This window comes from Paraburkholderia ribeironis (genome assembly GCF_900019265.1).
Lineage (GTDB): Bacteria > Pseudomonadota > Gammaproteobacteria > Burkholderiales > Burkholderiaceae > Paraburkholderia > Paraburkholderia ribeironis.
Genome location: NZ_CYGX02000066.1, coordinates 1 through 25283, shown reverse-complemented (window position 1 = coordinate 25283; position 25283 = coordinate 1). Strand labels below are relative to the sequence as shown.

General features: G+C 63.2%; 24 protein-coding genes. 17 read left to right on the top strand and 7 right to left on the bottom strand.

All coding sequences use genetic code 11. The features are described 5' to 3' along the window. Positions 1–70: 70 nt before the first annotated feature. Both BN2475_RS26315 and BN2475_RS26310 read right to left on the bottom strand, forming a co-directional pair. Positions 71–394 (bottom strand): rhodanese-like domain-containing protein, encoded by a 324-nt coding sequence (locus tag BN2475_RS26315; RefSeq protein WP_094782401.1) that lies wholly within the window; start codon positions 392–394, stop codon positions 71–73. Positions 395–454: 60 nt separating this feature from the next. Continuing rightward, complete coding sequence (locus tag BN2475_RS26310; protein ID WP_094782400.1) at positions 455–1108, bottom strand: protein-L-isoaspartate O-methyltransferase family protein; 654 nt, start codon at positions 1106–1108, stop codon at positions 455–457. A gap of 372 nt (positions 1109–1480) precedes the next feature. Between BN2475_RS26310 and BN2475_RS26305 the strand changes: the two genes are divergently transcribed. The 6 genes from BN2475_RS26305 to BN2475_RS26280 all read left to right on the top strand — a co-directional run bounded on the left by BN2475_RS26305 (position 1481) and on the right by BN2475_RS26280 (position 8592). Continuing rightward, positions 1481–2557 carry a LacI family DNA-binding transcriptional regulator gene (locus BN2475_RS26305; protein WP_094782399.1) on the top strand — a complete coding sequence of 359 codons (1077 nt, stop codon included), beginning with the start codon at positions 1481–1483 and terminating at the stop codon, positions 2555–2557. Positions 2558–2560: 3 nt separating this feature from the next. Continuing rightward, the gene (locus BN2475_RS26300) at positions 2561–4048 is read left to right on the top strand and encodes a sugar ABC transporter ATP-binding protein (protein ID WP_094782398.1); all 1488 of its coding nucleotides are present in this window, start codon (positions 2561–2563) and stop codon (positions 4046–4048) included. Next, on the top strand, positions 4029–5042 hold the full coding sequence (locus tag BN2475_RS26295; RefSeq protein WP_094782397.1) for an ABC transporter permease: 1014 nt from the start codon (positions 4029–4031) through the stop codon (positions 5040–5042). Before BN2475_RS26300 ends, BN2475_RS26295 begins: the two co-directional genes overlap by 20 nt. A gap of 221 nt (positions 5043–5263) precedes the next feature. Next, entirely contained in the window at positions 5264–6226 is a 963-nt protein-coding gene (locus BN2475_RS26290; RefSeq protein ID WP_094782396.1) for a substrate-binding domain-containing protein, read from the top strand. A 76-nt stretch (positions 6227–6302) separates the two neighbouring features. After that, positions 6303–7352 carry a sugar phosphate isomerase/epimerase family protein gene (locus BN2475_RS26285; RefSeq protein ID WP_094782395.1) on the top strand — a complete coding sequence of 350 codons (1050 nt, stop codon included), beginning with the start codon at positions 6303–6305 and terminating at the stop codon, positions 7350–7352. A 64-nt stretch (positions 7353–7416) separates the two neighbouring features. Beyond that, a complete protein-coding gene (locus BN2475_RS26280) occupies positions 7417–8592 on the top strand; it encodes a Gfo/Idh/MocA family protein (RefSeq protein ID WP_094782404.1) in 1176 nt (391 codons plus the stop codon). A 113-nt stretch (positions 8593–8705) separates the two neighbouring features. On the opposite strand, the gene BN2475_RS26275 is transcribed toward BN2475_RS26280, so the two are convergent. After that, a complete protein-coding gene (locus BN2475_RS26275; protein WP_094782394.1) occupies positions 8706–8966 on the bottom strand; it encodes a hypothetical protein in 261 nt (86 codons plus the stop codon). Between the two features lie 148 nt (positions 8967–9114). Next, positions 9115–9873, bottom strand: coding sequence for an IclR family transcriptional regulator (locus BN2475_RS26270; RefSeq protein ID WP_094782393.1), 759 nt, complete (start codon positions 9871–9873; stop codon positions 9115–9117). A 151-nt stretch (positions 9874–10024) separates the two neighbouring features. Between BN2475_RS26270 and BN2475_RS26265 the strand changes: the two genes are divergently transcribed. The 5 genes from BN2475_RS26265 to BN2475_RS26245 all read left to right on the top strand — a co-directional run bounded on the left by BN2475_RS26265 (position 10025) and on the right by BN2475_RS26245 (position 15677). Then, complete coding sequence (locus tag BN2475_RS26265; protein ID WP_094782392.1) at positions 10025–11296, top strand: aromatic ring-hydroxylating dioxygenase subunit alpha; 1272 nt, start codon at positions 10025–10027, stop codon at positions 11294–11296. Between the two features lie 82 nt (positions 11297–11378). Beyond that, positions 11379–12161: an SDR family NAD(P)-dependent oxidoreductase gene (locus BN2475_RS26260; protein WP_094782391.1), complete on the top strand. Its 783-nt coding sequence runs from the start codon at positions 11379–11381 to the stop codon at positions 12159–12161. A 12-nt stretch (positions 12162–12173) separates the two neighbouring features. Continuing rightward, positions 12174–13139 carry a PDR/VanB family oxidoreductase gene (locus BN2475_RS26255; protein ID WP_094782390.1) on the top strand — a complete coding sequence of 322 codons (966 nt, stop codon included), beginning with the start codon at positions 12174–12176 and terminating at the stop codon, positions 13137–13139. A 111-nt stretch (positions 13140–13250) separates the two neighbouring features. Then, the gene (locus BN2475_RS26250) at positions 13251–14501 is read left to right on the top strand and encodes an MFS transporter (protein ID WP_094782389.1); all 1251 of its coding nucleotides are present in this window, start codon (positions 13251–13253) and stop codon (positions 14499–14501) included. A 90-nt stretch (positions 14502–14591) separates the two neighbouring features. Then, positions 14592–15677, top strand: coding sequence for a porin (locus BN2475_RS26245; protein WP_094782388.1), 1086 nt, complete (start codon positions 14592–14594; stop codon positions 15675–15677). Positions 15678–15763: 86 nt separating this feature from the next. Here the strand turns inward: BN2475_RS26245 and BN2475_RS26240 are convergent, their stop codons facing one another. The 3 genes from BN2475_RS26240 to BN2475_RS26230 all read right to left on the bottom strand — a co-directional run bounded on the left by BN2475_RS26240 (position 15764) and on the right by BN2475_RS26230 (position 18505). Then, positions 15764–16177, bottom strand: a complete 414-nt coding sequence (locus BN2475_RS26240; protein ID WP_094782387.1) for a DUF302 domain-containing protein — start codon at positions 16175–16177, stop codon at positions 15764–15766. Positions 16178–16369: 192 nt separating this feature from the next. Further along, complete coding sequence (locus tag BN2475_RS26235; protein WP_094782386.1) at positions 16370–17530, bottom strand: ABC transporter substrate-binding protein; 1161 nt, start codon at positions 17528–17530, stop codon at positions 16370–16372. Between the two features lie 33 nt (positions 17531–17563). Beyond that, on the bottom strand, positions 17564–18505 hold the full coding sequence (locus BN2475_RS26230; protein WP_094782385.1) for a CysB family HTH-type transcriptional regulator: 942 nt from the start codon (positions 18503–18505) through the stop codon (positions 17564–17566). A 228-nt stretch (positions 18506–18733) separates the two neighbouring features. Here BN2475_RS26230 and BN2475_RS26225 point away from each other — a divergent pair, with 228 nt between their 5' ends. From BN2475_RS26225 to cobA, 6 genes are all read left to right on the top strand, one after another. Next, positions 18734–20413, top strand: a complete 1680-nt coding sequence (locus BN2475_RS26225; protein WP_094782384.1) for a nitrite/sulfite reductase — start codon at positions 18734–18736, stop codon at positions 20411–20413. 22 nt (positions 20414–20435) lie between these two features. Next, complete coding sequence (locus BN2475_RS26220) at positions 20436–20996, top strand: DUF934 domain-containing protein (protein ID WP_094782383.1); 561 nt, start codon at positions 20436–20438, stop codon at positions 20994–20996. Next, a complete protein-coding gene (locus BN2475_RS26215; RefSeq protein WP_094782382.1) occupies positions 20993–21739 on the top strand; it encodes a phosphoadenylyl-sulfate reductase in 747 nt (248 codons plus the stop codon). The genes BN2475_RS26220 and BN2475_RS26215 overlap by 4 nt, the downstream gene beginning before the upstream one ends. A gap of 111 nt (positions 21740–21850) precedes the next feature. Next, positions 21851–22813 (top strand): sulfate adenylyltransferase subunit CysD, encoded by a 963-nt coding sequence (gene cysD / locus BN2475_RS26210; RefSeq protein ID WP_094782381.1) that lies wholly within the window; start codon positions 21851–21853, stop codon positions 22811–22813. A gap of 57 nt (positions 22814–22870) precedes the next feature. Then, positions 22871–24187 (top strand): sulfate adenylyltransferase subunit 1, encoded by a 1317-nt coding sequence (locus BN2475_RS26205; protein WP_162494344.1) that lies wholly within the window; start codon positions 22871–22873, stop codon positions 24185–24187. Between the two features lie 66 nt (positions 24188–24253). Beyond that, positions 24254–25009, top strand: coding sequence for a uroporphyrinogen-III C-methyltransferase (cobA, locus tag BN2475_RS26200; protein ID WP_094782403.1), 756 nt, complete (start codon positions 24254–24256; stop codon positions 25007–25009). Positions 25010–25283: the final 274 nt, after the last annotated feature.

Sequence of the window (25283 nt, the reverse complement as noted above, 5' to 3'; positions counted from 1 at the left end):
CAGACCGCCAGACCGCCACAGCGCCGTCGCGAGGACGAGCGCCCGCTGGCGCGTAATCGCGCCGATGCGCTCAGTAGGTAGGTACGGACGGATCGACCTGACGCGACCACGCGTCGATGCCGCCTTGCAGATTGAATACGTTGGTATGGCCGCGCGATTCGAGGAACATCGCGACCTGGGCACTGCGCGCGCCGTGATGGCAGACGCAGACGATCTGCGCATCGTCGTCGAGTTCTTCGCTGCGCGCGGGAATCTCGCGCATCGGAATCGACACGGCGCCGGCGATCGACGCCGTCTGCAGTTCCCACGGCTCGCGCACGTCGAGCAGGACGGGCGCGGGACGGGAGGTATCGGCGAGCCATTCGGCGAGCGCCGTAGCGGTCAGGTTTTGCATCAGCGGGACATCCAGTTCAGGGGACGGCGCAAGTGGCCGCCGTACGGATCGAGGCGCGCCTTAAAACTTGAAGCGCGGCGGCTGCACCGCGTTGACGAGCGGCTCGACATAGGTTTCGAACACGTCGGCGATGCGGTACTGCTTCTCGTCGATACGCGTGATGATCTGCGCCTTCATGACCGGCGCGGTGCCGACGAATGCCGCGAGGCGCCCGCCGATCTTCAGATGTTCGAGGATTTCCTGCGGCAGCACCGGCAGGCCGCCCGACACGCAGATCACGTCGTACGGTGCGGCACCGGCCCAGCCGCGCGCAGCGTCGCCGGTAGTGACCTCGGCGTTCAGCACGCCGTTGGCGATCAGGTTGTTGCGCGCGAGTGCTGCCAGTTCCGGTTCGATATCCACCGTCAGCACGTGCTGCGCGCGATGCGCGAGGAGCGCCGCCATGTAGCCCGAGCCGGCGCCGATTTCGAGCACGCTTTCGTGTTTCTTCACCGCCAGCTCCTGCAGCACGCGCGCTTCGACGCGCGGCGCCAGCATGTGCTGGCCGGCCGGCAACGGCACCTCGAAGTCGGCGAAGGCCAGCTCGCGGTAGGCGGCGGGGACGAAATTCTCACGCTTGACGATCGAGAGCAGATTCAGCACGTCCTGGTCGAGCACTTCCCAGGGGCGGATCTGCTGTTCGATCATGTTGAAACGCGCTTGCTCGATATTCATGGTGGATTCGGCGGTTTGGTTTGGCGTGCGGCGGGGCGTTGGACGACTTCCGCCACTGAATTTTTGTCTCTGAGCGGGGGCTGCGCGAAAGCCACTTCGCATGCCGCGTCAGGGTAACTGCGGGATTGTATCAAATGGCGCCGCTGCGCCGTATCCTCGCGGGCAGAGCGGGCAGAGCGGGCAGAGCGGGCAGAGCGGGCAGAGCGGGCACACTGCACCGGTGGCTGGCTGTTGTCGGTTGTCAACGCAGCGCCCCCCGCCAGATCGCCCGTGCCCGCCGCGCCCCCGTATTAATCCCTAGCAATCCGTCCTTGCGCTTCCCGCTTCGATCGTCCAAAAATGTAATCGATTACATTTTCGACGCGAGCTCACGTGCCCCGATCGACGTCCAAGACGGCCCCGGCAGTATCGTCCGGGACCCGTTCCCAGCCTGGAATCCGGCCGCTGCATGCGGCCGAAGGCCTGTCGATCGCCGGTGTGGCCGAGCAGGCGGGGGTGTCGGTCGCTACCGTGTCGCGCGTGCTGAACGGTCACGAGAACGTGCGGCCCGCCACGCGCGACAAGGTGCTCGCCGCGATCGACTCGAGCGGCTATCGCGTCAACGAACTCGCGCGCAATCTGCGCACGGCCGAAAGCCGCCTGCTGCTGACCATGGTGCCCGACGTCGGCAACCCGTTCTATGCGGAGATCGTGCGCGGTATCGACAGCGTGGCGCGCCAGCACGGCTACTTCATGCTGCTGTGCGACACCGGCGCGGACCCGGGCCGCGAGCGCAGCTATTTCGACCTGCTGCGCCGCCGCCGCGCGGACGGCGCGATCTGCCTCGATCCGGACACCATCCAGCAGGCACTCGGCGAGGCGTCCGGCGCGTTGCCCTGGGTCGCGTGCTGCGAGTTCGACCCGGCCGTCGGCGTGCCGTATGTGGGCATCGACAACTACCGGGCGGCCGGCGACGCGGTGCGGCATCTGCTCGCACGCGGCCACCGGCGCATCGGGCTGATCAATTCCGATGTCGGCTACCTGTACGCGCGGCAGCGCCAGCAAGGCTATCTGGATGCGCTGAGCGCCGCGGGCATCACGCCGCAGGCGCGCTGGCGGATGAACCTGAACAGCCTCGACTATGAAGCGGGCGCGTCGGCCGCGGTCACGCTGAGCGAGCAGCCGGATGCCCCGAGCGCGATCTTCGCGGTGTCCGACACGCTGGCGATCGGTGTGATCCACGGTTTGCGCAGCGTCGGCAAGCGGGTGCCGGACGACGTCGCGGTGCTCGGCTTCGACGACATTTCGCTCGCCGCGCAAGTCGATCCGCCGCTCACCACCGTCGCGCAACCGATGCGCGAGCTCGGCGAAACCGCCGCGCGTCTGCTGCTGCAGCGCCTCGCCAATCCGCTCGCGAACGTGCCGGGCGTGCTGCTGCCGCATCGGCTCGTGATTCGCGGGAGCGCGTGAATCATGAGCCTCGCGATCCGTTTCGACGACATCCGCAAAGACTTCGGACCGGTGCGCGTGCTGCACGGCGTGAGCTTCGAGCTGGCGCCAGGGCGCATCTACGGTCTGCTCGGCGAGAACGGCGCGGGCAAGTCGACGCTGATGAAAATCCTCGCCGGGTACGAGACCGCGACTTCGGGCACCGTGCTGGTCGAAGGTCACGCGCGGCAGTTCACAGGCTCGCGCGACGCCGAAGCGCAGGGCATCGTGCTGATCCATCAGGAGTTCAATCTGGCCGAGCATCTGACGATCGCGCAGAACATGTATCTCGGACACGAGAAGCGGCGCGGCTGGTTCGTCGACGACGCGGCGATGCGCGCCGACGCCGCGCGTTATCTCGCGCAGGTCGGTCTGGCGAAAGCGCCGGACACCAGGGTGCGCGAGCTGATCGTTGCGGAAAAGCAGATGGTGGAGATCGCCAAGGCATTGTCGCGCCGCGCTCGCCTCCTGATCATGGACGAGCCGACCGCCACGCTGACGCCGTCGGAGACCGAGCGGCTCTTCACGTTGATGACGAAGCTCAAGGCCGACGGCGTAACGATCGTCTACATCTCGCACAAGCTCGACGAGGTGGAGCGCATCACCGACGAAGTGATCGTGATGCGCGATGGCCGCTTCGTCGCGCGCAGCGAGACCGCGGCGCTCGCGCGCCAGCAGATGGCGAATCTGATGGTCGGGCGCGACGTGTCCGACATGTTCCCCGCGAAGCTGACCGTATCCGCCGACGCGCCGCTCGCGTTGCAGGTGAGCGGCCTCACGGTGCCGGAGTGGGTCGATGACCTGAGCTTCGACGTGCGCGCCGGCGAAGTGCTCGGTTTCGCGGGCCTCGTCGGCGCGGGACGCACCGAGGCGTTCGAAGCGATCATCGGGCTGCGCAGGCGCACGGCGGGGCGCATCGAGATCGGCGGCCACCGCGTCGATTTGAAGAGCCCGCGCGACGCGATGCGCCACGGTCTCACGTATCTCAGCGAGGACCGCAAGGGCAAGGGTCTGCACGTGAACCTGAGCCTGCAGGACAACGTCACGCTGATGACACTCGAACGCTACGCGCATCCGCTGCTCGATCTGAAGGCGGGACGCGCGGCGCTGACCAAAGCCGTGGGCGAATTCGGCATCCGCACCGGCGACCTGTCGAGCCGCGCACGCATGCTCTCCGGCGGCAACCAGCAGAAGCTCGCGCTCGCCAAGTTCCTGCAGCCCGACCCGAATGTGATCGTGCTCGACGAGCCGACGCGCGGCGTCGATGTCGGCGCGAAGCGCGACATCTACTTCCTGATTCATCGTCTCGCCGCACAGGGTCGCGCGGTGATCGTCATTTCATCCGAACTGATCGAGCTGATCGGCTTGTGCCACCGCGTCGCCGTGATGCGCGCGGGACGTTTGCAGGCGACGCTCACGCTCGAGCATCTGACCGAAGAGGAGTTGATCGCCCATGCGACCGGCACCCACTGAAACCGTGCAACCCGGCCGCGCGCTGCGCTTTGCGCATCGACTGTACGCGCTCGGGCCGCTCGTCGGGCTGATCCTGCTGTGCATCGTCGGGACGCTCTTGAACCGCGATTTCGCGACGCTCGACAACCTGATGAACGTCCTCACGCGCACGTCGTTCATCGGCATCATCGCGGTCGGCATGACCTTCGTGATCATTTCGGGGGGCATCGATCTGTCGGTCGGCTCGATGGCGGCGCTGATCGCGGGCAGCATGATCTGGCTGATGAACGGGCTCGCGTCGGGTGCGGCCGGCCACACGTTTGCGCCGCTCGCGATCGTGACGATCGGCATCGTGGCGGCGTTTGCGCTCGGCGCGTTGTTCGGCTGCGCGCACGGCCTGCTGATCACCAAAGGACGCATCGAGCCGTTCATCGTCACGCTCGGCACGCTGGGGATCTTTCGCGCGGTGCTCACGTGGCTCGCCGACGGCGGCGCGCTGACGCTCAATAATTCGTTATCCGATCTTTATGGACCGGTGTACTACGCGAGCCTGTTCGGCGTGCCGGTGCCGATCTGGGTGTTCCTCGTAGTCGCGGCGGGCGGCGCGCTGATCCTCAATCGCACCGCGTTCGGCCGGCACGTGCAGGCGATCGGCTCGAACGAACAGGTTGCGCGCTACGCGGCGATTCGCGTCGACACGGTGAAGATCGTCACCTACGTGCTGCTCGGCATCTGCGTGGGCGTCGCCACGGTGCTCTATGTGCCGCGCCTCGGCTCGGCGACGCCGACCACCGGTCTCTTGTGGGAGCTCGAAGCGATTGCGTCGGTGGTGGTCGGCGGCACGGCGCTCAAGGGCGGCGAAGGGCGCGTGATCGGCACGGTGATCGGCGCGATCCTGCTGTCGGTGATCGCCAACATTCTGAATCTGACCAGCATCATCAGCGTGTATCTGAACGCGGCGGTGCAGGGCGTGGTGATTATCTTCGTCGCGTTCGTGCAGCGCGGTCGGCGATAGTGGTGCGGTTCAAACGGTAATAGCGGCAGTCAAGCGGAAGTCAAGCGCAGGAAGTCGAGCAAGGGCAGGTCCGGGAACCGGGGTGCACGCACGCCCCATTTTGGCAACCATGTTGCATGGGACGGGAGTAAGTGCTTTGCATGGGACTGGAGTAAGCGCTAAAGCGATAACTCCAGCCGACAGCTAAAGCGCTAACTCCCATCGACACTGGAGACACAACCATGAAGCAGGTCATTCGAGCGATCGGCGCCAGCATGCTGGCGTTGGGGATACTAGGCACGGCAGGCGCCGCGCGTGCCGATGACAAGGTCACGCTAGGCGTCGCGATTCCGACAGCCGATCACGGCTTCACGGGCGGCATCGTCTGGTGGGCCAACAAGGCGAAAACCGATCTGGAGAAAGAGCACCCCGATCTCAAGGTGATCGTCAAGACCGCGGCCGGCGCGCCTGAACAGGCGAACCAGTTGCAGGATCTCGTGACCGTCAACAAGATCAACGCGCTCGTGATCTTCCCGCAAGAGTCGGCCTCGCTCACACAACCGGTCGCGCAGGTGAAGAAGAAGGGCGTGTACGTGACGGTGGTCGATCGCGGCCTGACCGACACCAGCGCGCAGGACGCCTATGTGGCGGGCGACAACACCGCGTTCGGCAAGATCCCGGCCGAGTATCTGGCCAAGGCGCTCGACGGCAAGGGCAACATCGTCGCGCTGCGCGGCATTCCCACCACGCTCGACAACGAGCGCTGGACCGCCTTCACCGGTGTGATGAAGAACTATCCGGACATCAAGATTCTGGACGCGAAGTACGCGAACTGGAATCGCGACGATGCGTTCAAGGTGATGCAGGACTACCTGACGCGCTTCAAGCACATCGACGCCGTCTGGGCCGCCGACGACGACATGGCGGTCGGCGTGCTGAAGGCGATCGATCAGGCCAGGCGCAACGACATCAAGATCGTGTTCGGCGGCGCGGGTTCGAAGGGCATGGTGAAGAACGTGATGGATGGTGCGCCGATGATCAAGGCGGACGTGTCGTATTCGCCGAAATTCATCTACGACGCGATCAAGCTCACCGCCGAAGCGCGTCTGAAAGGCGACAAGCTGCCGGCCACCACGATCATTCCGTCGGTGCTGATCACGAAGGAAAACGCGCAGCAGTTCTATTTTCCGGACTCGCCGTTCTGAGCGGCGTCCGTCGCGCGCTGGTGGCGTTCTCGCCGCATGAACGTCGGCGGCGCGCGATCGTTCGAGGAACCGTACGATGAAGACCATCAAAGGGCCGGCGATTTTTCTCGCCCAGTTCATGGGCGACGAGGTGCCGTTCGACAATCTCGCGCATCTGGCGGGCTGGGCCGCGGGTCTCGGCTTCAAGGGGATCCAGGTGCCGTGCGACGCGCGGCTGATCGATCTCGAACAGGCGGCGGCCAGTCAGGCGTATTGCGACGAGTTGCGCGAGACAGTCGACAACGCGGGCGTGGCGATCACCGAGCTGTCGACGCATCTGCAAGGCCAACTCGTCGCCGTGCATGCGGCCTACGACGCGCTGTTCGACGGCTTTGCCGCGCCGCATGTGCGCGGCGATGTGGCAGCGCGCACGCAATGGGCGGTCGAGCAGATGAAGCTCGCGGCGCAGGCTTCGCGGCGCCTGGGACTGGATACGCACGTGTCGTTTTCGGGCGCGCTGGCGTGGCCGTACTTGTACCCGTGGCCGCAGCGTCCGGCGGGTCTGGTCGAAACCGCGTTCGACGAACTCGCGCGACGCTGGACGCCGATTCTCGATGCGTTCGACGAAGCCGGCGTGGACCTGTGCTACGAATTGCATCCGGGTGAAGACCTGCACGACGGCGTGAGCTTCGAGCGTTTTCTCGACGCCGTGAAGCAGCACGCTCGTGCCAACATCCTCTACGATCCGAGCCATTTCGTGCTGCAGCAGCTCGACTATCTGGCGTTCATCGACATCTATCACGAGCGCATCAAGGCGTTCCATGTGAAGGACGCGGAGTTTCGTCCGAGCGGCAAGCAGGGCGTGTATGGCGGCTATAGCGGCTGGGTCGAACGCGCGGGGCGCTTCCGGTCGCTCGGCGACGGACAGATCGACTTCGGTGCGATCTTCTCGAAGATGGCGCAATTCGATTTTCCCGGCTGGGCCGTGCTCGAATGGGAGTGCGCGCTGAAGCATCCGCATGACGGCGCGCGCCAAGGCGCCGAGTTCATTCGCCAGCACATCATTCGCGTGGCCGAGCATGCGTTCGACGATTTCGCCGGCAGCGGTGTCGATGCCGCGCAGCTCAAACGCGTGCTCGGCATCTGACGTCAATCCGGCGTCAATCCGGCGGCGCGCGTTTCGCGTCGGTCAACCGCAAGGAGTGCAGACGATGTCGCAACGAAGGCGAAGGCTCAGGCTGGGGATGGTCGGCGGCGGGCAGGGCGCTTTCATCGGCGCGGTGCATCGGATCGCGGCGCGGCTCGACGATCGTTTCGAACTGGTGGCGGGCGCGTTGTCGTCCGACCCGCAACGCGCGCAGGCGAGCGCCGCCGAGGCCGGCATCGCGCGCAGCTACGCGGACTGGCGCGAGATGGCGCGCGCCGAAGCCGCACGCGACGACGGCATCGACGCGGTGGCGATCGTCACGCCGAATCATCTGCATGCGCCGGTGGCGACGGCGTTTCTCGAAGCGGGCATCCATGTGATATGCGACAAGCCGCTGGCGATTTCGCTTGCGCAGGGCGAAGCGCTGGCGCGGCTCGCACGCGAGAAGAACCGGCTCTTTGCGCTCACGCATACGTATTCCGGCTATCCGCTCGCGCGTCATGCGCGCGAGCTGGTCGAGCGCGGGGCGCTGGGCGAGATCCGCGTGGTGCAGGTCGAATACGCGCAGGACTGGCTGGCCGAGCCGATCGAGTCGAGTGGCACCAACAAACAGGCCGGCTGGCGCACCGATCCTGCGTTAGCGGGGCCGGCGGGCTGTCTCGGCGATATCGGCACGCACGCGTATCAGCTCGCGGCCTTCGTCACGGGGATGACGCCGCATGCGCTGTGCGCGGAGTTGCATACGTTCGTGCCCGGCCGGCGCATCGACGATCACGTGCAAGCCATGCTGCGCTATCGGAACGGTGCACGCGGCATGTTGTGGGCGAGCCAGGTGGCGAGCGGCGCGCAGAATGCGTTGCGGCTGCGGGTGTATGGCACGCAGGCTGGGCTCGCGTTCGATCAGGAAGAGCCCAATGAATTGTGGTTCACGCCGCTTGGTGGAATGGCCGAGCGTGTGAGCCGCGCGCGCGTGAAAAGCGCCATTGCCGATCATGCAACGCGGGTGCCGCCGGGGCATCCGGAAGGTTATCTGGAAGCGTTTGCCCAGTTGTACAAGGACGCGGCGTTGCAGATCGAAGCGTTGAACGAAGGCCGCGCGCCGCCGCCGGAAAGCCGCTTGTTGACGACGGTGGACGATGGCGTGGCGGGGCTGCGTTTTATCGATGCGGTGCTTGCAAGCAGCGCGGCGGATGGGCGATGGCAGGAGATAGGGGCGGCTTGCAGCGCTGGAGATGGTTAACGTGGCTCGGGCTGGCGAAGCTGGCTGCTGGGGTTTGTGGAGTTTTGGAGTTTTGGAGCTTTGGAGTTTCCAAGGCTGCCATGGCTGCCATGGCTGCAATCGCTGGTGAAGCGTCAACCACCCTTGCTCTTTTTGATCTGCGCTTCGAACGCGATATCCAGCTTGCTCGCCTTGCGCGGTTTCTGCGGGCCGAACGCGTCGACGAATTTGACGAAGTCGTCGAGCGTCAGCGGATCGGAGACCTTCCTGTCGATGCCGCTCGATTTGTCGACCAGATAGAACAGGCCGCCGGACAGGCTGATCGCGGCGAACTGCGGATTGCCGCTACGCGTCTTTAACCGCTCGACGGCGTGGATGGCTCGGGTGGTGCGCATGGTGGGGGGCTGCTGATCGGGGGAAGAGTATTACTTTAACAATTTTGCCGGAGGCTCGTGGGGGCGCGGCATGTGATGCATGACACTTGACCGCATGCGATCTTCGGCGCTTCCAGAGCCACTTAGGCGGGGATGTCGATATGAGAACCTAAACGCCCTGCTGCCCCAACGCCCGCGACAGGTTACTCGCCTCACGTTTGAGCGACTCGGCAAATTGCAGGACCCGCTCGTTCGTGACACGCACGCTTGGACCGAAGATGCAAAGGGAGCCCGCAATCTGATTCGCGCCATTGAAGAACGGCGCAGCCACGGCCACCGCTCCTTCGATCAGTTCATGCCGGCTCGTTCCGTAGCCTTGCGCGCGGATCGTCTCGATATCCGCAAGTAGTGCTGACAGATCCTGATTGGGCTCAGAGACGTAGCGGCGCAAATCATCCGCAGAAAGTTGCATCTGGGAAAGGATGGTGCGCCCACTCGCACCCAGAACGAGCTTCTCGCGGTAGCCGACGCCCCGTCGAAAACTGAGCGGTTGCGGACTTTCCATTTCAGCTACGCACACGCGATAGGTGCCGTCGGGCACAAACAGCGCCACCGTTTCCGACGTTTTCTCCCAAAGGTTTCGCAACATGGGTTGCGCAAGCTCCGCGACGCTGTGAGCGCCCATCCATACGTGCCCCAAATGCGCGACCGCGCTGCCGAGATGAAACCGCTGAGGTTCACCCTCGGACGCGATAAAGCCCTTCTGTTCGAGCGTATTCAGCAGCCGATACAGCGTCGGGCGGCTCAGGTTTACCCGTGTGAGCAGCTCCGCGACGGTCAGATCCCTGTCCCCCACTTTGAACGCAAGAAGAATTTCTAGCGCTCTTTCCACCGCACGCACACTTTCGTGCGATTTTTTTTCTTGCATTTGCAATTTCCTTTTCCGTGTCCGGGTCTTGCCGTTTTCACATTGTAGAGAAAGTCGCTCGTCGTGATGCTTGACTTGGCGCAATCTGTCCGTAGAATGAATATACATTCTCACACAGCGGACAAAATCGCAATCGATTCGGAGGAAGACCATGGACAGGAACATGTCAGAAACGCTGGTGCGCACCGGCCCGGGAACGGCAATGGGCAACCTGATGCGCCGATACTGGGTGCCCGTACTGTTGGCGAGCGAAATCGCCGAACCCGACTGTCCGCCCGTGCGCGTGCAGATTCTTGGCGAGAAGCTGCTGGCCTTTCGCGACTCCGACGGCAAAGCAGCGCTGATCGACGAGTTCTGTTCGCATCGCGGCGTGTCGCTGTATTTCGGCCGTAACGAGGAAAACGGCATTCGCTGCGCGTACCACGGCCTCAAGTTCGATCGCGACGGAAAGTGCGTCGACGTACCGTCCGCCCCTCAGGCATGCAAGCACATGGGCATCACTGCGTATCCGTGCATCGAGCGCGCGGGCATCGTCTGGGCGTACATGGGACCGAAGGACCGCCAGCCGGCGCCGCCGGATCTGGAGTGGTGCAACCTGCCGGATAGCCATGTGTTCGTTTCGAAACGGCTGCAGGAATCGAACTATCTGCAGGCGATGGAGGGTGGCATCGACACGAGCCACGTCTCGTACGTGCACCGCTATGAGGTCGACGACGATCCGATGCACCAGGGCACCAAGGCGCTCGACTACATCAAGGCAGACGGCAATGTGATATTCGAAATCGAAAAGCAGCCGTTTGGCCTGACGCTCTTCGGCCGGCGCAACGGCGAACCGGATTCGTACTACTGGCGCATCACGCAGTGGCTGTTCCCCTGGTACACTCTGATCCCACCGTTCGGCGATCACTCGCTGGCGGGCCACGTCTGGGTGCCGATCGACGATCACACCTGCTGGGCCTGGAGCATCAACTTCCGCCCGGATCGTCCGTTGAACGAACAGGAGTTGGAGGATCTGAACGCCGGCAAGGGAATTCACTGCGAGTACGAGCCAGGCACGTTCCGTCCGAAGGCCAACAAGGACAACGACTACCTGATCGACCGCCAGGCGCAGAAGGAAAAGCGCGCGTATTCGGGGGTGTTCGGCTTCGCGATGCAGGATGCGTCGCTGCAGGAAAGCATGGGGCCGATTCAGGACCACAGCAAGGAAAAGCTGCTGCCGACGGACCGCGCAATCGTGATGGCGCGTCGCATGCTTTTCGAAGCAGCCACCGCGTTGCTCGCCGATTCCGATCCGCCTGCCATCGATGCGGACCAGCAGCGGGTACGTGCAGCGGGTGCCCTGTTGCCACGCGATCAGAAGCCGCAGGAGTGGGCCGTGATCCACCTTGCCGACGGCAAGGGTCAACCGATCTACTCGATCTGACTTGTCGGGCCGGGCACAGGCCCGGCTGCGTGAGTCATTGTTCGTATTCCCGAGAAGGAGGCCGGCATCGCGCCGGCATGAAATGCAGCAAGGTACTAGACTTCAAGGCAAGGTCGCGCTGATCACAGGTGGCGGCGGTGGAATAGGTGCCGCGACGGCTCGTGTCTTCTGTGACGAGGGTGCGGCCGTGGTGCTGGTCGATGCGAATCCGGAAGCCCTCGAGCGCGTCACCAATGAACTGCTGCGGCTCGATGCTCGCGCGAGGGTGAAACCCTTCGTGGCCGACGTGGTGAACGAGGAGCAGGCTGCATCCGCAGTGAGATTCGTCGCCCATTCGTTTGGCCGCCTGGACGTGTTGGTCAACAATGCCGCCATGCGCAACTACAGCCCGCTCGCCGAGGCGACACCGGCCGAATGGCACGACATGGTGTCTGTGAATCTGATTGGGACATCGAACTATTGCAAGGCCGCGCTCGCGCTGCTTCGCGCGTCCGGCTCCGCGAGTATCGTCAATGTGTCGTCCTGCTATGCCGTGACGGGCCGCAAAGGTATGGGTCTCTACGATGCCACCAAGGCGGGCATGCTGGCGATGACGCGCACGCTCGCGTTCGAGGAAGCGCCGAACGGCGTGCGCGTCAATGCCGTATGTCCAGGCTCGACGCTGACGGACTTTCACGTCAACCGTGCGCGCGCCGCCGGCAAGAGTGTCGAGGTGCTCAAGAGCCAACGGCAGGACACGTCGTTGATCGGCCGCTGGGCCGCGGCCGAAGAAATTGCGTGGCCGATTCTCTGGCTCGCAAGCGACGAAGCGTCGTTCATTACGGGCACGACACTGATGGTCGATGGCGGCCTGTCGATCATGTGACGGGTGACTAGCATGTATGATTCCACACTTACCGTGCGTGTCGCGCGACGCCGCATCGAAGCTGAAGACGTTGTCAGTTTCGAATTCGCGAGCCTCGACGGGCGCGAGTTGCCTGCGTTCGACGCGGGTGCGCATATTGACGTGCATGTCCCCGGCGGTCTTGTCCGGCAGTACTCGCTGTGCAATTCGCCTGCGGACCGTCTGCGATATCAGATCGCAGTCTTGCGCGACGGCCAGTCGCGCGGTGGCTCGGCGGGTATGCACGAAGCCTTGCGCGAAGGCGACGAGATTCGCATCAGCGCGCCGCGCAACCAATTTCCGCTCGCGCATGGTCACGTGAAGCACCTTTTGCTGGCGGGCGGTATCGGCCTTACGCCGCTGCTGTGCATGGCCGAGCATCTGTGCTGGGCGGGCGCGGCGTTCGAGATGCACTACTGCGCGCGGTCGCGTACGCGCGCCGCTTTCCTCGAACGGATCGCCAGTTCTCCGTGGGCAGGGCAGGTTCAGTATCACTTCGACGATGGCGACGCTGCGCAGCGCCTCGACTTGCACGCGTTGCTTGCACAGCCGCAACCCGACGCGCACCTGTATGTTTGCGGCCCACAGGGCTTCATGAATGCAGTGCTCGACACAGCCCGCTCACTGGGCTGGCCGGAGTGCCAGTTGCACTACGAGTTTTTTGCGGCGGCGCAGCTGGACACCGGCGATGATGCAGCTTTCGAAGTCCGCCTCGCGCGCTCCGGACGTATCGTGTCGATCCCCGCGCAGCGCACGGTGACTCAGGCGCTCGCCGACGCCGGTGTGGACGTGCCGGTCTCGTGCGAACAGGGTATCTGCGGGACTTGTGTCACGCGTGTGATCGACGGCGAACCCGATCATCGCGATCTTTATCTGTCTCCCGAGGAGCAGGCTCGCAACGATCAGTTCCTGCCGTGCTGTTCGCGTGCGAAGTCGAGCATGCTCGTGCTGGACCTTTAACGTCCGTTAGCGGTCCTTTAGCGGTAGAACCCAGGCGAGCCCGCTTCGAATGGCGGGATCAGCAGTTAGAACAGTGGGGCGGCCACGTGCACGCCCTGCATTGGAGGAGTCATGGAGAGAAATCTGACGTCGTCAAGCGGCGCATCGGGCGGAGTCTGGTCCGCCCAAAGCTCGGCGGGCACTGAAGCCAGTGCTTACCGTTGGGTTGCATTGTTCATCGTTTGGGCGGCGTTTCTGGTGAGCTATGTGGATCGCGTCGCATGGAGCACGGTCGCCGCACCCGTGGGCGCTTCGCTCGGGATCAGTGTCGCGATGCTCGGCGCGTTCGTGACTGCTTTCTACGCGGGTTACGTTCTTGCCAATGTCATTGGCGGCATGCTCACCGACCTGCTCGGAGGTCGGGCGATGATGACGCTAGCCCTGCTGCCGCTCGGCGTCTTCACTTTCTTCTTCGGCGAGACCCGCTCGCTGACGGCGGGCATCGCGATCCAACTGGCGATGGGCCTTGCCGCCGGCGCGGACTACTCTGCTGGCATGAAAATCATCCCTGCCTGGTTTACGCGCGACCGGGGCCGCGCGATGGGGATCTACACCACGGCCACATCGCTGGCCGTGGTCCTCGCGAATGCGATCGTGCCGTCGTTTTCCGCGCAGCACGGCTGGTCCAACGCATTCCGTATGCTCGGCGTCGTGACATTCGCATGGGGCATTGTGGCGCTGCTGTTCCTGAAGAACCGGCCGGCCAACGTTCAGCCGCCGAAACGAAACAGTGCGAAAGAAATGCTCGGCCTGCTGCGCAACCGCAATCTGATTGTTCTCGCCATCGCAGGCTTCGGTGGACTTTGGGCAACCGTGGGTTTCGGTGCGTGGGGCAATGCGTTGATGACGAAGCAATACGGCATCTCACCCGTCGTTGCGGGCTCCATCATCGCGTCGTTCGGAATTGGGGCGGTGATCGCAAAGCCGACGCTCGGCTGGATTTCAGATCTTCCGGGCGTCTCACGCCGGATGATGTCGATTCTCTGTCTGCTCGCATTCGCGATCACGTTGCTGATTTTTGGTGCCTGTTCGACGACCAGGCAGTTCTATCTGGTCGCCCCGATACTGGGCGCATTCTCTTTCGGCTACCTGCCGGTGCTGATGGCGCAGATCAGTGATGCATCAGGCAAGCGTCTTGCGGGCGCCAGCGCCGGGTGGACCAACGCGATCTGGCAAACAGGCAGCGCGGTTTCGCCGCTCGCCGTGGGGCAAGTGTATGGCCACACCCATTCGTTCATGCTCGCGCTGCTGACGCTTGCCGTCGGTCCCGTAGTGGGCATGGTGGCGATGTTGTTCGTCAGCAAGCATATTTCCCGCGAATAGAACCAACGCCGGAGTAAGCGACACACTCCGCTATTTTCCCGATTCAATTCGATTAGTAGAACTACGTTAAAGAAGCGCAAAGGAGACACGATGAAGTCGAATGGCACGGAGAGGACAATCAGAAATCTGCTGGTCGTTTGCCTGGGAGTGGGCATGAGCGCCGCGGTCCATGCTCAATCGTCGGTTACGCTCTACGGGATTGTCGATTCCGGCGTCGAATACGTGAATCACGCGGCGAAGCAGGGTTCAGGCACCCTGTTCCGGCTCAATTCCGGCAATCGCATCAATTCGCGTTGGGGTATCACGGGCAAGGAGGACCTTGGCGGGGGCCTGCGATCCATCTTCACACTCGAGTCAGGCTTCGCGGTGAACAATGGAACGCTGCAGCAGGGTGGCCGGCTCTTTGGACGCCAGGCGTTTGTAGGCATCGAGAGTGACCGGTTCGGCTCCGCGATGGCCGGCCGGCAGATGACGCCGATGTACCGCTACTTTCTCGCGCTCGATCCGCTCAACTATTCCAGCTACGGGCTTTCAGCGCAGGACGCGCAGTTCGTTGGACGGGCCGACAACGCGCTCGTGTATCTGCAACATGCGGGACCGTTCGAACTCAATGTGCTTTACAGCTTCGGCTATGACTCGACGGTGCCAGACGGCGGTCAGGTACCGGGAGCGTTTCGGGTCGGCAAGCAGTACGACGTCGGCGCGCGCTATCGGCAAGGTGCGTTCAACCTGACGTTTGCCTATGAACAGCGGCAGGGCCAGAGCGTAGCATCGGCGGACGACAGCGAGCGCCGCTACGTTGCCGGCGGGTCATGGCAGATCGGCAACGCGACGCTTTACGGCGGGTACGAACTGTTGCTCAATAACATTCCCGCCACGCTTCAGGCGTCCCCGCCGCAATATATGGCGTTTGGTGGATTGCGGTACAAGGTCACGCCGCAAGTTCAGCTAGCGGCGGGTTCCTACTACCACTCATATCGCAATGTATCGGCACATGCGTTGAGCTCCGGCGTCAATGCGGATTACTGGCTCTCCAAGCGGACCGCTCTCTATACGAACGTGACCTACGTGATCAACAGCTCGAAGTCCGCGTTGAGCGCGACAGGGTCTACCACGCCCGTCGCGAAGGGCGCAAATCAACTGGCGGTTGCGGTTGGGATTGCGCACACGTTCTAGGACTTGAAGCTCTCTTTGTCCTGTTAGCGTCACTCGAGTGCGTCGAAGCGTGAAAGCGGGTGCCTGAAAGCGCCCGCCTGAAGGCGTTAGCGCGCAGCGGCGTCCACCAGGGCGGCCACGCCACTGACCGGCTTCATCAAATCATCCGGAAGACCGTGGCGTTGGCGCAGATAGTCGGTCGAGTTGAACGACAGCCAGGTACTGCCGTTCGCATCTTCCCAGACGAGCACCTTGAGCGGAAGATCGAGCGCAGCGGTGGGCACGCATTGCATCAATGGCGTACCGGCCTTGGGATTGCCGAAGATCACGAGTTGACTGAAGCGCAGAGCGAGCCCGGCTCGCTCTGCGTCGCCGCTGAAATCGATGCAGGCGAAAAGCATCAGCCCCCGCTCACGGATCAGCGCCTGCAGCCGGTCGGCCGTCGCGGCGCCGGGGTGCGCGCTTGCCACAGTGATGATGCCAGTACCGGCGTTATCTGCAGTCGAAGCGGTGGTGGCCATGACGTCTCCCATGCGGATCAGTCCAGTTTAGGCGTTTGCGGGAGCCGCGTGGTCGATTGCGCCGTCGAAACTTCAGGCGATGTTTATTGCGCCGGGCGAAGTGCTATCAAAAGTCCGACTGCGGCGAATGGTGCACCTGATGAATGGCGGTTGTATGCTGGACCCCGCCGTCAGGCGCACTCCGTCAACGCGTCACCGACTTAAGTAAACAAACTTGCCGTCCTTGATCACTCCCATCACACTCGCGCGCTGATCCAGGCCCACATGATCCTTCGGGCTCGTGTTGACCACGCCGTTCGGCACCACCAGTTCGTGCGCGTGTTCCAGTTCGTCGCGCAACGCGACGCGAAACGCCGGCGTTCCCGGCTGCGCCGTCTTCAACGCACGCGCGACCGCATCCTGCAAGCGCGGATACACACCAGCCGCGTCGCCCGCGAATTGCGTCACGCTGCCCGCGCCGTACTTCGTTTCATAGTCATTGACGAACGCGAGCGCCGCCTGCTTCGCCGGATGATCGGCCGGCAGCGTGCGCGCGACCACCACCGGCTGGGTCGGGAACAGCGTGCCTTCCACGTCCTTGCCGCCGAGCTTGATGAACTCCGGCGTGGCGATGCCGTGGGTCTGGTAGATCGGCCCCTTGAAGCCGCGTTCGATCAGCGTGCGCTGCGGCAGCACCGTCGGCGTACCGGCACCGGCGATCAGGATTGCGTCGGGCCTCGCGGCCATCAGCTTGAGGATCTGGCCGGTGACGCTCGCGTCGGTGCGGTTATAGCGCTCGGTCGCGACCAGCTGGATATGGCGCAGCGCCGCGAACTTGCTGAACTCGTTGAGCCAGCTTTCGCCGTAGCCGTCCGCGAAACCAATGAAGCCCACCGTCTTCACGTTGTGGTTGGACATGTAGCGGGTCATTACGTCGGCCATCGCGCTGTCGGTTTGCGCCATCTTGTAGGCCCACACCTTTTTGCCCTCTTGCGGCTCGACTACGCTGGCCGATCCGATCAGCGTGATCATCGGCGTCTGGCTTTCGGCGACCGGATCGAGCGCGGCCATCGCGGCCGGCGTGATGTTCGGGCCGACGATCACGTCGACATGGTCTTCGTTGATCAGCTTGCGAATATTGCGCACGGCGGCGCCCGGGTCGGACGCGTCGTCGAGGAAGATGTAGTCGGCTTTCTGGCCGGCGATCGTCGCCGGCCACTTCAGCATCGCGTTCTTGCTGGTGATGCCGATCACTGCCGCCGGGCCGGTGCTCGACAGGTCGATGCCGACCTTCAGGTCCGCATGCGCCGAGGTGGCGAGCAAGAGCGCGCCGAGAGCGGCGAGGCCGCGAAGTTTGTTGTTATGCGATGTCATTCAGGGGGCTCCGTAGCGGGAAGCGTCGTGATATCAAAGTTCGTAGGTTTCGCGCTCGCCCTTGAGCGCCTGTTCGATCAGCTTGCGGTTCAGGCTCGGTGACAGCAGCTCGACCAGCGTATACACGTAGCTGCGCAGATAGGCGCCCTGTTTCAGCGCGACGCGCGTCACGTTGCTGCCGAACAGGTGGCCGACCGGCATCGCGCGCAGATGGCGGTCGCGCTCGCCGTTGAACGCGATGTCCGCCATGATGCCGACGCCAAGGCCCAACTCCACGTAGGTCTTGATCACGTCGGCGTCGATCGCTTCCAGCACGATGTCGGGATGCAGGCCGCGCAGCCGGAACGCCTCGTTGATCTTGGTGCGGCCGGCGAACGCGTTGTCGTACGTGATCAGCGGATATTGGGTCAGGTCATCCAGCGACAAAAGCTTGCGCTCCAGCAGCGGATGATCCGGCTGCACCACGGCGACGTGGTGCCACTGGAAGCAAGGCAGCGACACCAGTTCCTTATAGTTGGCGATCGCTTCGGTGGCGACCGCCAGATCGGCCTGGTCGTGCAGCACCATTTCGGCGACCTGGGTGGGGCTGCCTTGCAGAATCGAAAGGTGAACCTTGGGAAAGCGCCGCTTGAACTCGGCGATCGCGGCTGGCAGCGAGTAGCGCGCCTGCGTGTGGGTGGCGGCGATCACCAGATTGCCCTGATCCTGCGCCGCGTAATCCTTGCCGACGCGTTTGAGGCTCTCGACTTCCTGCAGGATTTTTTCGATCGATTGCAATATGATGCGGCCGGGCTCGGTCAGGGAGCGCACGCGCTTGCCGTGCCGCGTGAAGATTTCGACCCCCAGCTCATCCTCTAGCTCGATGATCGCCTTGGAAACGCCTGGCTGACTTGTATACAGCGCCTTGGCTGCCTCGGTCAGGTTGTAGTTCTGCCGCACTGCCTCGCGGACGAAGCGGAATTGGTGCAGGTTCATATATAACCCCTCCGCATATAAAAAGAATTTTTTAGTCGTTTGAAATATAAGGCGAGTTTATTACGATCTGTCCAACTTTTTCAATATGGATATCTGTATTTGTCATAAGCAAATGAGCGATCGGTCTAAACGCTCGTCTGCGGCAGCTGACCAAGTACAGGTGTTCGAGCCGCGGCGGAAACCGGTGCGCCGCGTGTCACGCAAGTTTCGAAAAATTGGGGTCCCCGAATGTACCAATACGATCAGTACGACCAGACCATCGTCGATGAACGGGTCGCGCAGTACGCCGACCAGGTTCGCCGCCGCTTGTCGGGCGAATTGAGCGAAGAGGAATTTCGTCCGCTGCGCCTGCAGAACGGCCTGTATCTGCAGCGTCACGCCTACATGCATCGCATCGCGATCCCGTACGGCAACCTGCGTAGCGACCAGCTGCGCGTGCTCGCGCAGATCGCGCGTGAACACGACCGCGGCTACGGCCACTTCTCGACGCGCTCGAACATCCAGTACAACTGGATCAAGCTCGAAGAAACGCCGGAAATCCTGCGCAAGCTCGCCGCCGTGCAGATGCACGGCATTCAGACCTCGGGCAATTGCATCCGCAACATCACGGCTGACCAGTTCGCCGGTGTCGCGCCCGACGAAGTGGTCGATCCGCGTGCGTGGGCGGAAATCCTGCGTCAATGGTCGACATTCCACCCTGAATTCGCGTGGCTGCCGCGCAAGTTCAAGATCGCCGTGTCGGGTTCGAAGGAAGACCGCGCGGCCGTGCAGATCCACGACATGGGTGTGTATCTGAGGAACAACGAGCAGGGCGAACTGGTGGTCGACATCCTCGCCGGTGGGGGCCTCGGCCGTACGCCGATCGTCGGCGCGGTGATCCGCCGCGATCTGCCGTGGCAACATCTGCTGACGTACTGCGAGGCCGTGCTGCGCGTGTACAACCGCTATGGCCGCCGCGACAACATGTACAAGGCGCGTATCAAGATCCTCGTGAAGGCGCTCTCCCCGGAGAAATTCTCGGCGCAGGTCGAGGAAGAATGGCAGCACCTGAAGGACGGTCCGTCGACACTCACCCAGGCCGAAGTGGATCGCGTGGCGCAGTACTTCCAGCCGCCGGCGTATGACAAGCTGCCGGACACGGACGCTTCGTTCGAAAAGCATTTGCTGGAGAACCGCGCATTCGCGCGCTGGGTCGAGCGCAATGTGCGGCCGCACAAGGTGGCGGGCTACGCTTCGGTGACGCTGTCGCTGAAACCGACCACGATCGCGCCGGGCGACGCAACCGACGCGCAGATGGAAGCGGTCGCCGGTTGGGCCGACGAGTACTCGTTCGGCGAAATCCGCGTGTCGCATGAACAGAATCTGATTCTCGCCAACGTCAAGAAGCGCGATCTGTTTGCGCTGTGGGAGAAGGCCAAGGCGCAAGGTTTCGCGACGCCGAACATTGGCCTGCTGACCGACATCATCTCGTGCCCGGGCGGCGATTTCTGCTCGCTCGCGAACGCGAAGTCGATCCCGATCGCGCTGGCGATCCAGGAACGCTTCAACGATCTCGACTACGTCTACGACCTCGGCGACATGTCGCTGAACATCTCGGGTTGCATCAACGCGTGCGGTCATCACCACGTCGGCAACATCGGCATTCTGGGCGTCGATAAGGACGGCTCGGAGTGGTATCAGGTGACGCTCGGTGGCGAGCAGAGCTCGGGCGCCACGGGTGCGCACCTTGGCCGCGTGATCGGACCGTCGTTCTCGGCGGAAGAAATGCCGGATGTGATGAGCCGCGTGATCGACACCTTCGTGGAAAACCGCCAGGAAGGCGAGCGCTTCATCGAAACGTACAATCGCATCGGCATCACCCCGTTCAAGGAACGTGTGTACGCCTCGCGTCAACCGGCTCACGCGTAACCGCGAAAAGGATATTGAACAGATGGCTTCTATCATCAAGAACCGCGCAATCGTCAACGATGACTGGACGCTCGTGCGTCCGGCGGAAGACGGCGCGTTGCCGGCGCTGAGCGAATTGCCGGCCGGCAAGGTGCTGTTGCCACTCGCGCTGTGGCAGGCCGAACGCGATGCATTGAGCGCGTCGCGCAGCGCCGCCGAGCTCGGCGTGTGGCTCGCGCCGGATAGCGAACCGGCTGAGATCGTCGGCGACTTCGACAAGCTCGCGGTGATCGCCGTGGACTTCCCGGTGTTCCGCGATGGCCGCGGTTACAGCATCGGTCGCCTGCTGCGCGAGCGCTATGGCTACAAGGGCGAGCTGCGCGCAATCGGCGACGTGCTGCGCGACCAGCTGACCTTCATGTTCCGTTGCGGCTTCGACGCGTATGCACTGCGTGCGGACAAGGACTTCGAAGACGCGCTGAAGGCGTTCGATGAATTCAGCGTGCAATACCAGGGCGCCGTGGACAACCCGTCGCCGCTGTTCCGCCGCCGCGCCGCGTCGCAAGCGGCAGCGCAAACCGCCGCGAGCAAGGTGCCGGCATGAGCGCCGTGCAATCGTTGAGCGCCGAACTCGCCGCGAAGGTGGAGCGCCTCGACGCGCTGCTCGATTCGATCGCCGCGCGTCACGCACACGTCAAGCTCGCGAGCAGCCTCGCGGCGGAAGACATGCTGCTCACGCATGCAATCCTGTCGCGCGGTGTGAAGATCGGCATCTTCTCGCTGAACACGGGCCGTTTGCATGCGGAAACGCTCGGCATGCTGGAGCGCGTGAAAGAGCGCTATGGCTACGAGATCGAACAGTTTCATCCGCAGGCTGCTGCGGTCGACGAATACATCAGCTCGCACGGTCTGAATGCGTTTTACGAAAGCGTCGATCTGCGCAAGCGCTGCTGCGAAATCCGCAAGGTCGAGCCGTTGAACCGCGCGCTGTCGGATGTCAGCGCATGGGTGACGGGCCAGCGCCGCGAGCAGTCGGTGACGCGTGCCGAACTGCACGATGAGGAGCACGACGCCGCGCGCAACATCGCCAAGTTCAATCCGCTCGCGGACTGGACCGAAGCCGAAGTCTGGGACTACCTCAAGGCCTTCGACGTGCCGGTCAATCCGCTGCATGCGCGCGGTTATCCGAGCATCGGCTGCGAGCCGTGTACGCGTGCGATTCGTCCCGGTGAGGATAGCCGGGCAGGGCGCTGGTGGTGGGAGTCGCGCGATACGAAGGAATGCGGACTGCACATTACGACGATTACGCCGATCGCGGTGGACCGCAGCGAAAACGCCCCGGTCTGAAATCTCGCTACACTGAGGCCCTGGCTTTCAGCCTGAACGCCGCATATTGATTTGAATACTTCCGCCCACGCGCGCAACCGCGCGCCGGGCGAATCAACGAAGGACGCAGCTATGAGCGCCACGCTCGATTCCACTGTCAACGCTCCGCTTGCCAACACGGCGAATCGGATGGATCACCTCGATTGGCTCGAAGCCGAGTCGATTCACATCCTGCGCGAACTGGTCGCCGAATGCAGCAAGCCCGCGCTGCTGTTCTCGGGTGGCAAGGATTCGGTCGTGGTGCTCGCGCTTGCACTGAAGGCGTTCGGCATCGGCGCGAACCGCAAGACGCAGTTGCCGTTCCCGCTCGTGCACATCGACACCGGCCATAACTACGACGAAGTGATCGACTTCCGCGATCGCCGCGCGCAAGAGATCGGCGCGGACCTGGTGGTGGGCCACGTCGAAGATTCGATCAAGCGCGGCACTGTGCGCCTGCGCCGCGAAACCGATTCGCGCAACGCCGCGCAAGCCGTGACGCTGCTCGAAACCATCGAGCAATACGGCTATACGGCGATGATTGGCGGCGCGCGCCGCGATGAAGAGAAAGCACGTGCTAAAGAGCGCATTTTCTCGTTCCGTGACGAGTTCGGCCAATGGGACCCGAAGGCGCAGCGCCCGGAACTGTGGAGCCTGTACAACGCGCGTCTGCATAACGGTGAACACCTGCGCGTGTTCCCGATCTCGAACTGGACCGAACTCGACGTGTGGCAGTACATCGCCCGCGAACAGCTCGAACTGCCGTCGATCTACTACGCGCATCAGCGCGAGATCGTGCGCCGCAACGGCCTGCTCGTGCCAGTCACGCCGCTCACGCCGATGCGCGAAGGCGAGACCAGCGAACAGGCGCTCGTGCGCTTTCGCACCGTCGGCGACATCAGCTGCACGTGCCCGGTGGAAAGCGATGCGGACGATATCGAGAAGATCATCGCCGAAACGGCCGTGACCGAAATCACGGAGCGCGGCGCGACGCGGATGGACGATCAGGTCTCCGAAGCCGCGATGGAACAGCGTAAGAAGCAAGGTTATTTCTAAGGCATGGGACTGGAGTAAGCGCTAAAGCGCTAACTCCAGTCGACAGAGGAAATGTAGATCATGAGTATTCATCAACCAGAAGACCTCGGCGTGCTGCGTTTCATCACCGCGGGCAGCGTCGACGACGGCAAGAGCACGTTGATCGGCCGCCTGCTGTACGACAGCAAGGCAGTGTTGAGCGACCAGCTCTCGGCATTGTCGCGCGCAAAAAACAAGCGCACCGTCGGCGATGAAATCGATCTGTCGCTGCTCACCGATGGCCTCGAAGCCGAACGCGAGCAGGGCATCACGATCGATGTCGCGTACCGTTACTTCGCCACCGCCAAGCGCAAGTTCATCATCGCCGACACGCCGGGCCACGAGCAGTACACGCGCAACATGGTGACGGGCGCATCGACCGCGCACGCGGCGATCATCCTGGTCGACGCGACGCGCGTGAGTTTCATCGATGGCGTCGCGCAACTGCTGCCGCAAACCAAGCGCCATAGCGCGATCGTCAAGCTGCTCGGCTTGCAGCACGTGATCGTGGCGATCAACAAGATGGATCTGGTCGACTACAGCGAAACGCGCTTCAACGAGATTCGCGATGCGTATGTCGAACTCGCGCGCCAACTTGGCTTGACCGATGTGCGCTTCGTGCCGGTGTCGGCGCTCAAGGGCGACAACATCGTCACGGCAAGCGAAAGCATGCCCTGGTACGCGGGCGAGCCGCTGCTGGATCTGCTCGAAGCGCTGCCGGTCGAGGTGCCGATGGGCCAGGCGCTGCGTTTCCCGGTGCAATGGGTGGCGCGTCAGGACGGCAGCCAGGCCGACGATTTCCGCGGCTACATGGGCCGTGTCGAAGCCGGCGAAGTGAGGCTCGGCGACACCATTGTCGTGCTGCCGGCCAATCGCGAAGCGACCGTCGCCGAGATCATCGCGCCGGTGGTGGGTGGCACGGCGCAGGTCGACCGTGCGTTTGCCGGTCAGACGGTGACCATCCGTCTCGCGGAAGACGTCGACGTGTCGCGTGGCGATACCTTCGTGCTGCGTGAAGCGGCGCCGGAGCCAGCGAAGAAGCTGGAAGCCGACCTGTGCTGGTTCGACGACACGCCGCTGTCGACGCAACGCAAGTATCTGCTGAAGCAGACCACCAACACGGTGTTCGCGCGGATCGGTTCGATCAAGGAAGTGCTCGACGTGCATACGTTGTCGCAAGCGACTGATCGCAAGGAGCTGGCGATGAACGACATCGGCCGTGTGGCGCTGACGTTGCAGAAGCCGCTGGTGTGCGACGTGTACGACTCGCATCAGGGCACGGGCGCATTCGTGCTGATCGACGAAGCGACGCACCACACCGTCGCGGCCGGGATGATCCGGGCGTTTTCGGCGTAAGCGCGACCGGCGACGGGCGCCGCGTTGCAGCGCACGGCTGGCGCACTCACCAACAGGTTGGGGCAAATGGGCAAGGTTTATCTGATCGGCGCGGGGCCGGGTGCGGCGGACCTGATTACGGTGCGCGGCGCGCGGCTGCTGGGCGCCGCCGATGTGGTGTTGCACGACGCGCTGGTCGAACCGGCCATGCTCGACTATGCGCCTGCGCACGCGCGGCGGATTGCGGTGGGCAAGCGTTGCGGGCAATTGTCGACGGCTCAGCAGTTCATCAACAAGCAGATTGTGGATGCGGCTTTGGAGCACGCTGTCGTGGTGCGCCTGAAGGGCGGCGACCCGATGCTGTTCGGGCGCGCCGATGAGGAGATGCGGGCGCTGGAAGCCGCGGGCATCGAGTATGAGGTGGTGCCGGGGATTACCGCGGCGTTGGCGAGTGCGGCCTCGTTGAAGCGCTCGTTGACGTTGCGGGGGGTGGCGCGCAGCGTCGCGCTTGCTACCTTTAGTCGGGCGCCCGGGTCTGATGAGATTCGCGAGCAGGTGAATGCGGATTCGCTCGTGTTTTATATGGGTCGGGATAGTGGGGTTGAGATTGCGCAGCAGTTGATCGATGCTGGTAAGCCGGTTTCTACGCCAGTGGCGATTGTCGAGGCTTGTAGCACGGAACGGGAGCGGATGCTTACGTTGACGCTCGAGGAGCTTGCTGCAGGTGAGGCGCAGAGGTGGGTTGATGCTTCACAGCCTAGCCTGTTGATGATCGGGGAGGCGTTTGCTGCCAGGCAGGGGGAGCTGGTCCGCGATGCGGGGGGGATGTTGGTGGCGGCGTAGAGGTTTTTTGTTGCCTGCGCGGCGCTTTGGGTGGGCTTCTTATTGTGTTGGCCTTTCCTTGAGTTGCTTGTGGTGTTGGTCTTTCTTTGAGTTGCTTTTGGGGTGTTGGCCTTTCCTTGATTTGCTTGTGGTCTATTGGCGTTGCCCCTGTGCGGGGCGGGCACCTACTTTCTTTGCATGCCGCAAAGAAAGTAGGCAAAGAAAGCGGCTTCAAACCGCTAATTCTTAAGCGGGTCCCCTGGCTTGGAGGGGATAGTGGCGCGATTAACGAACG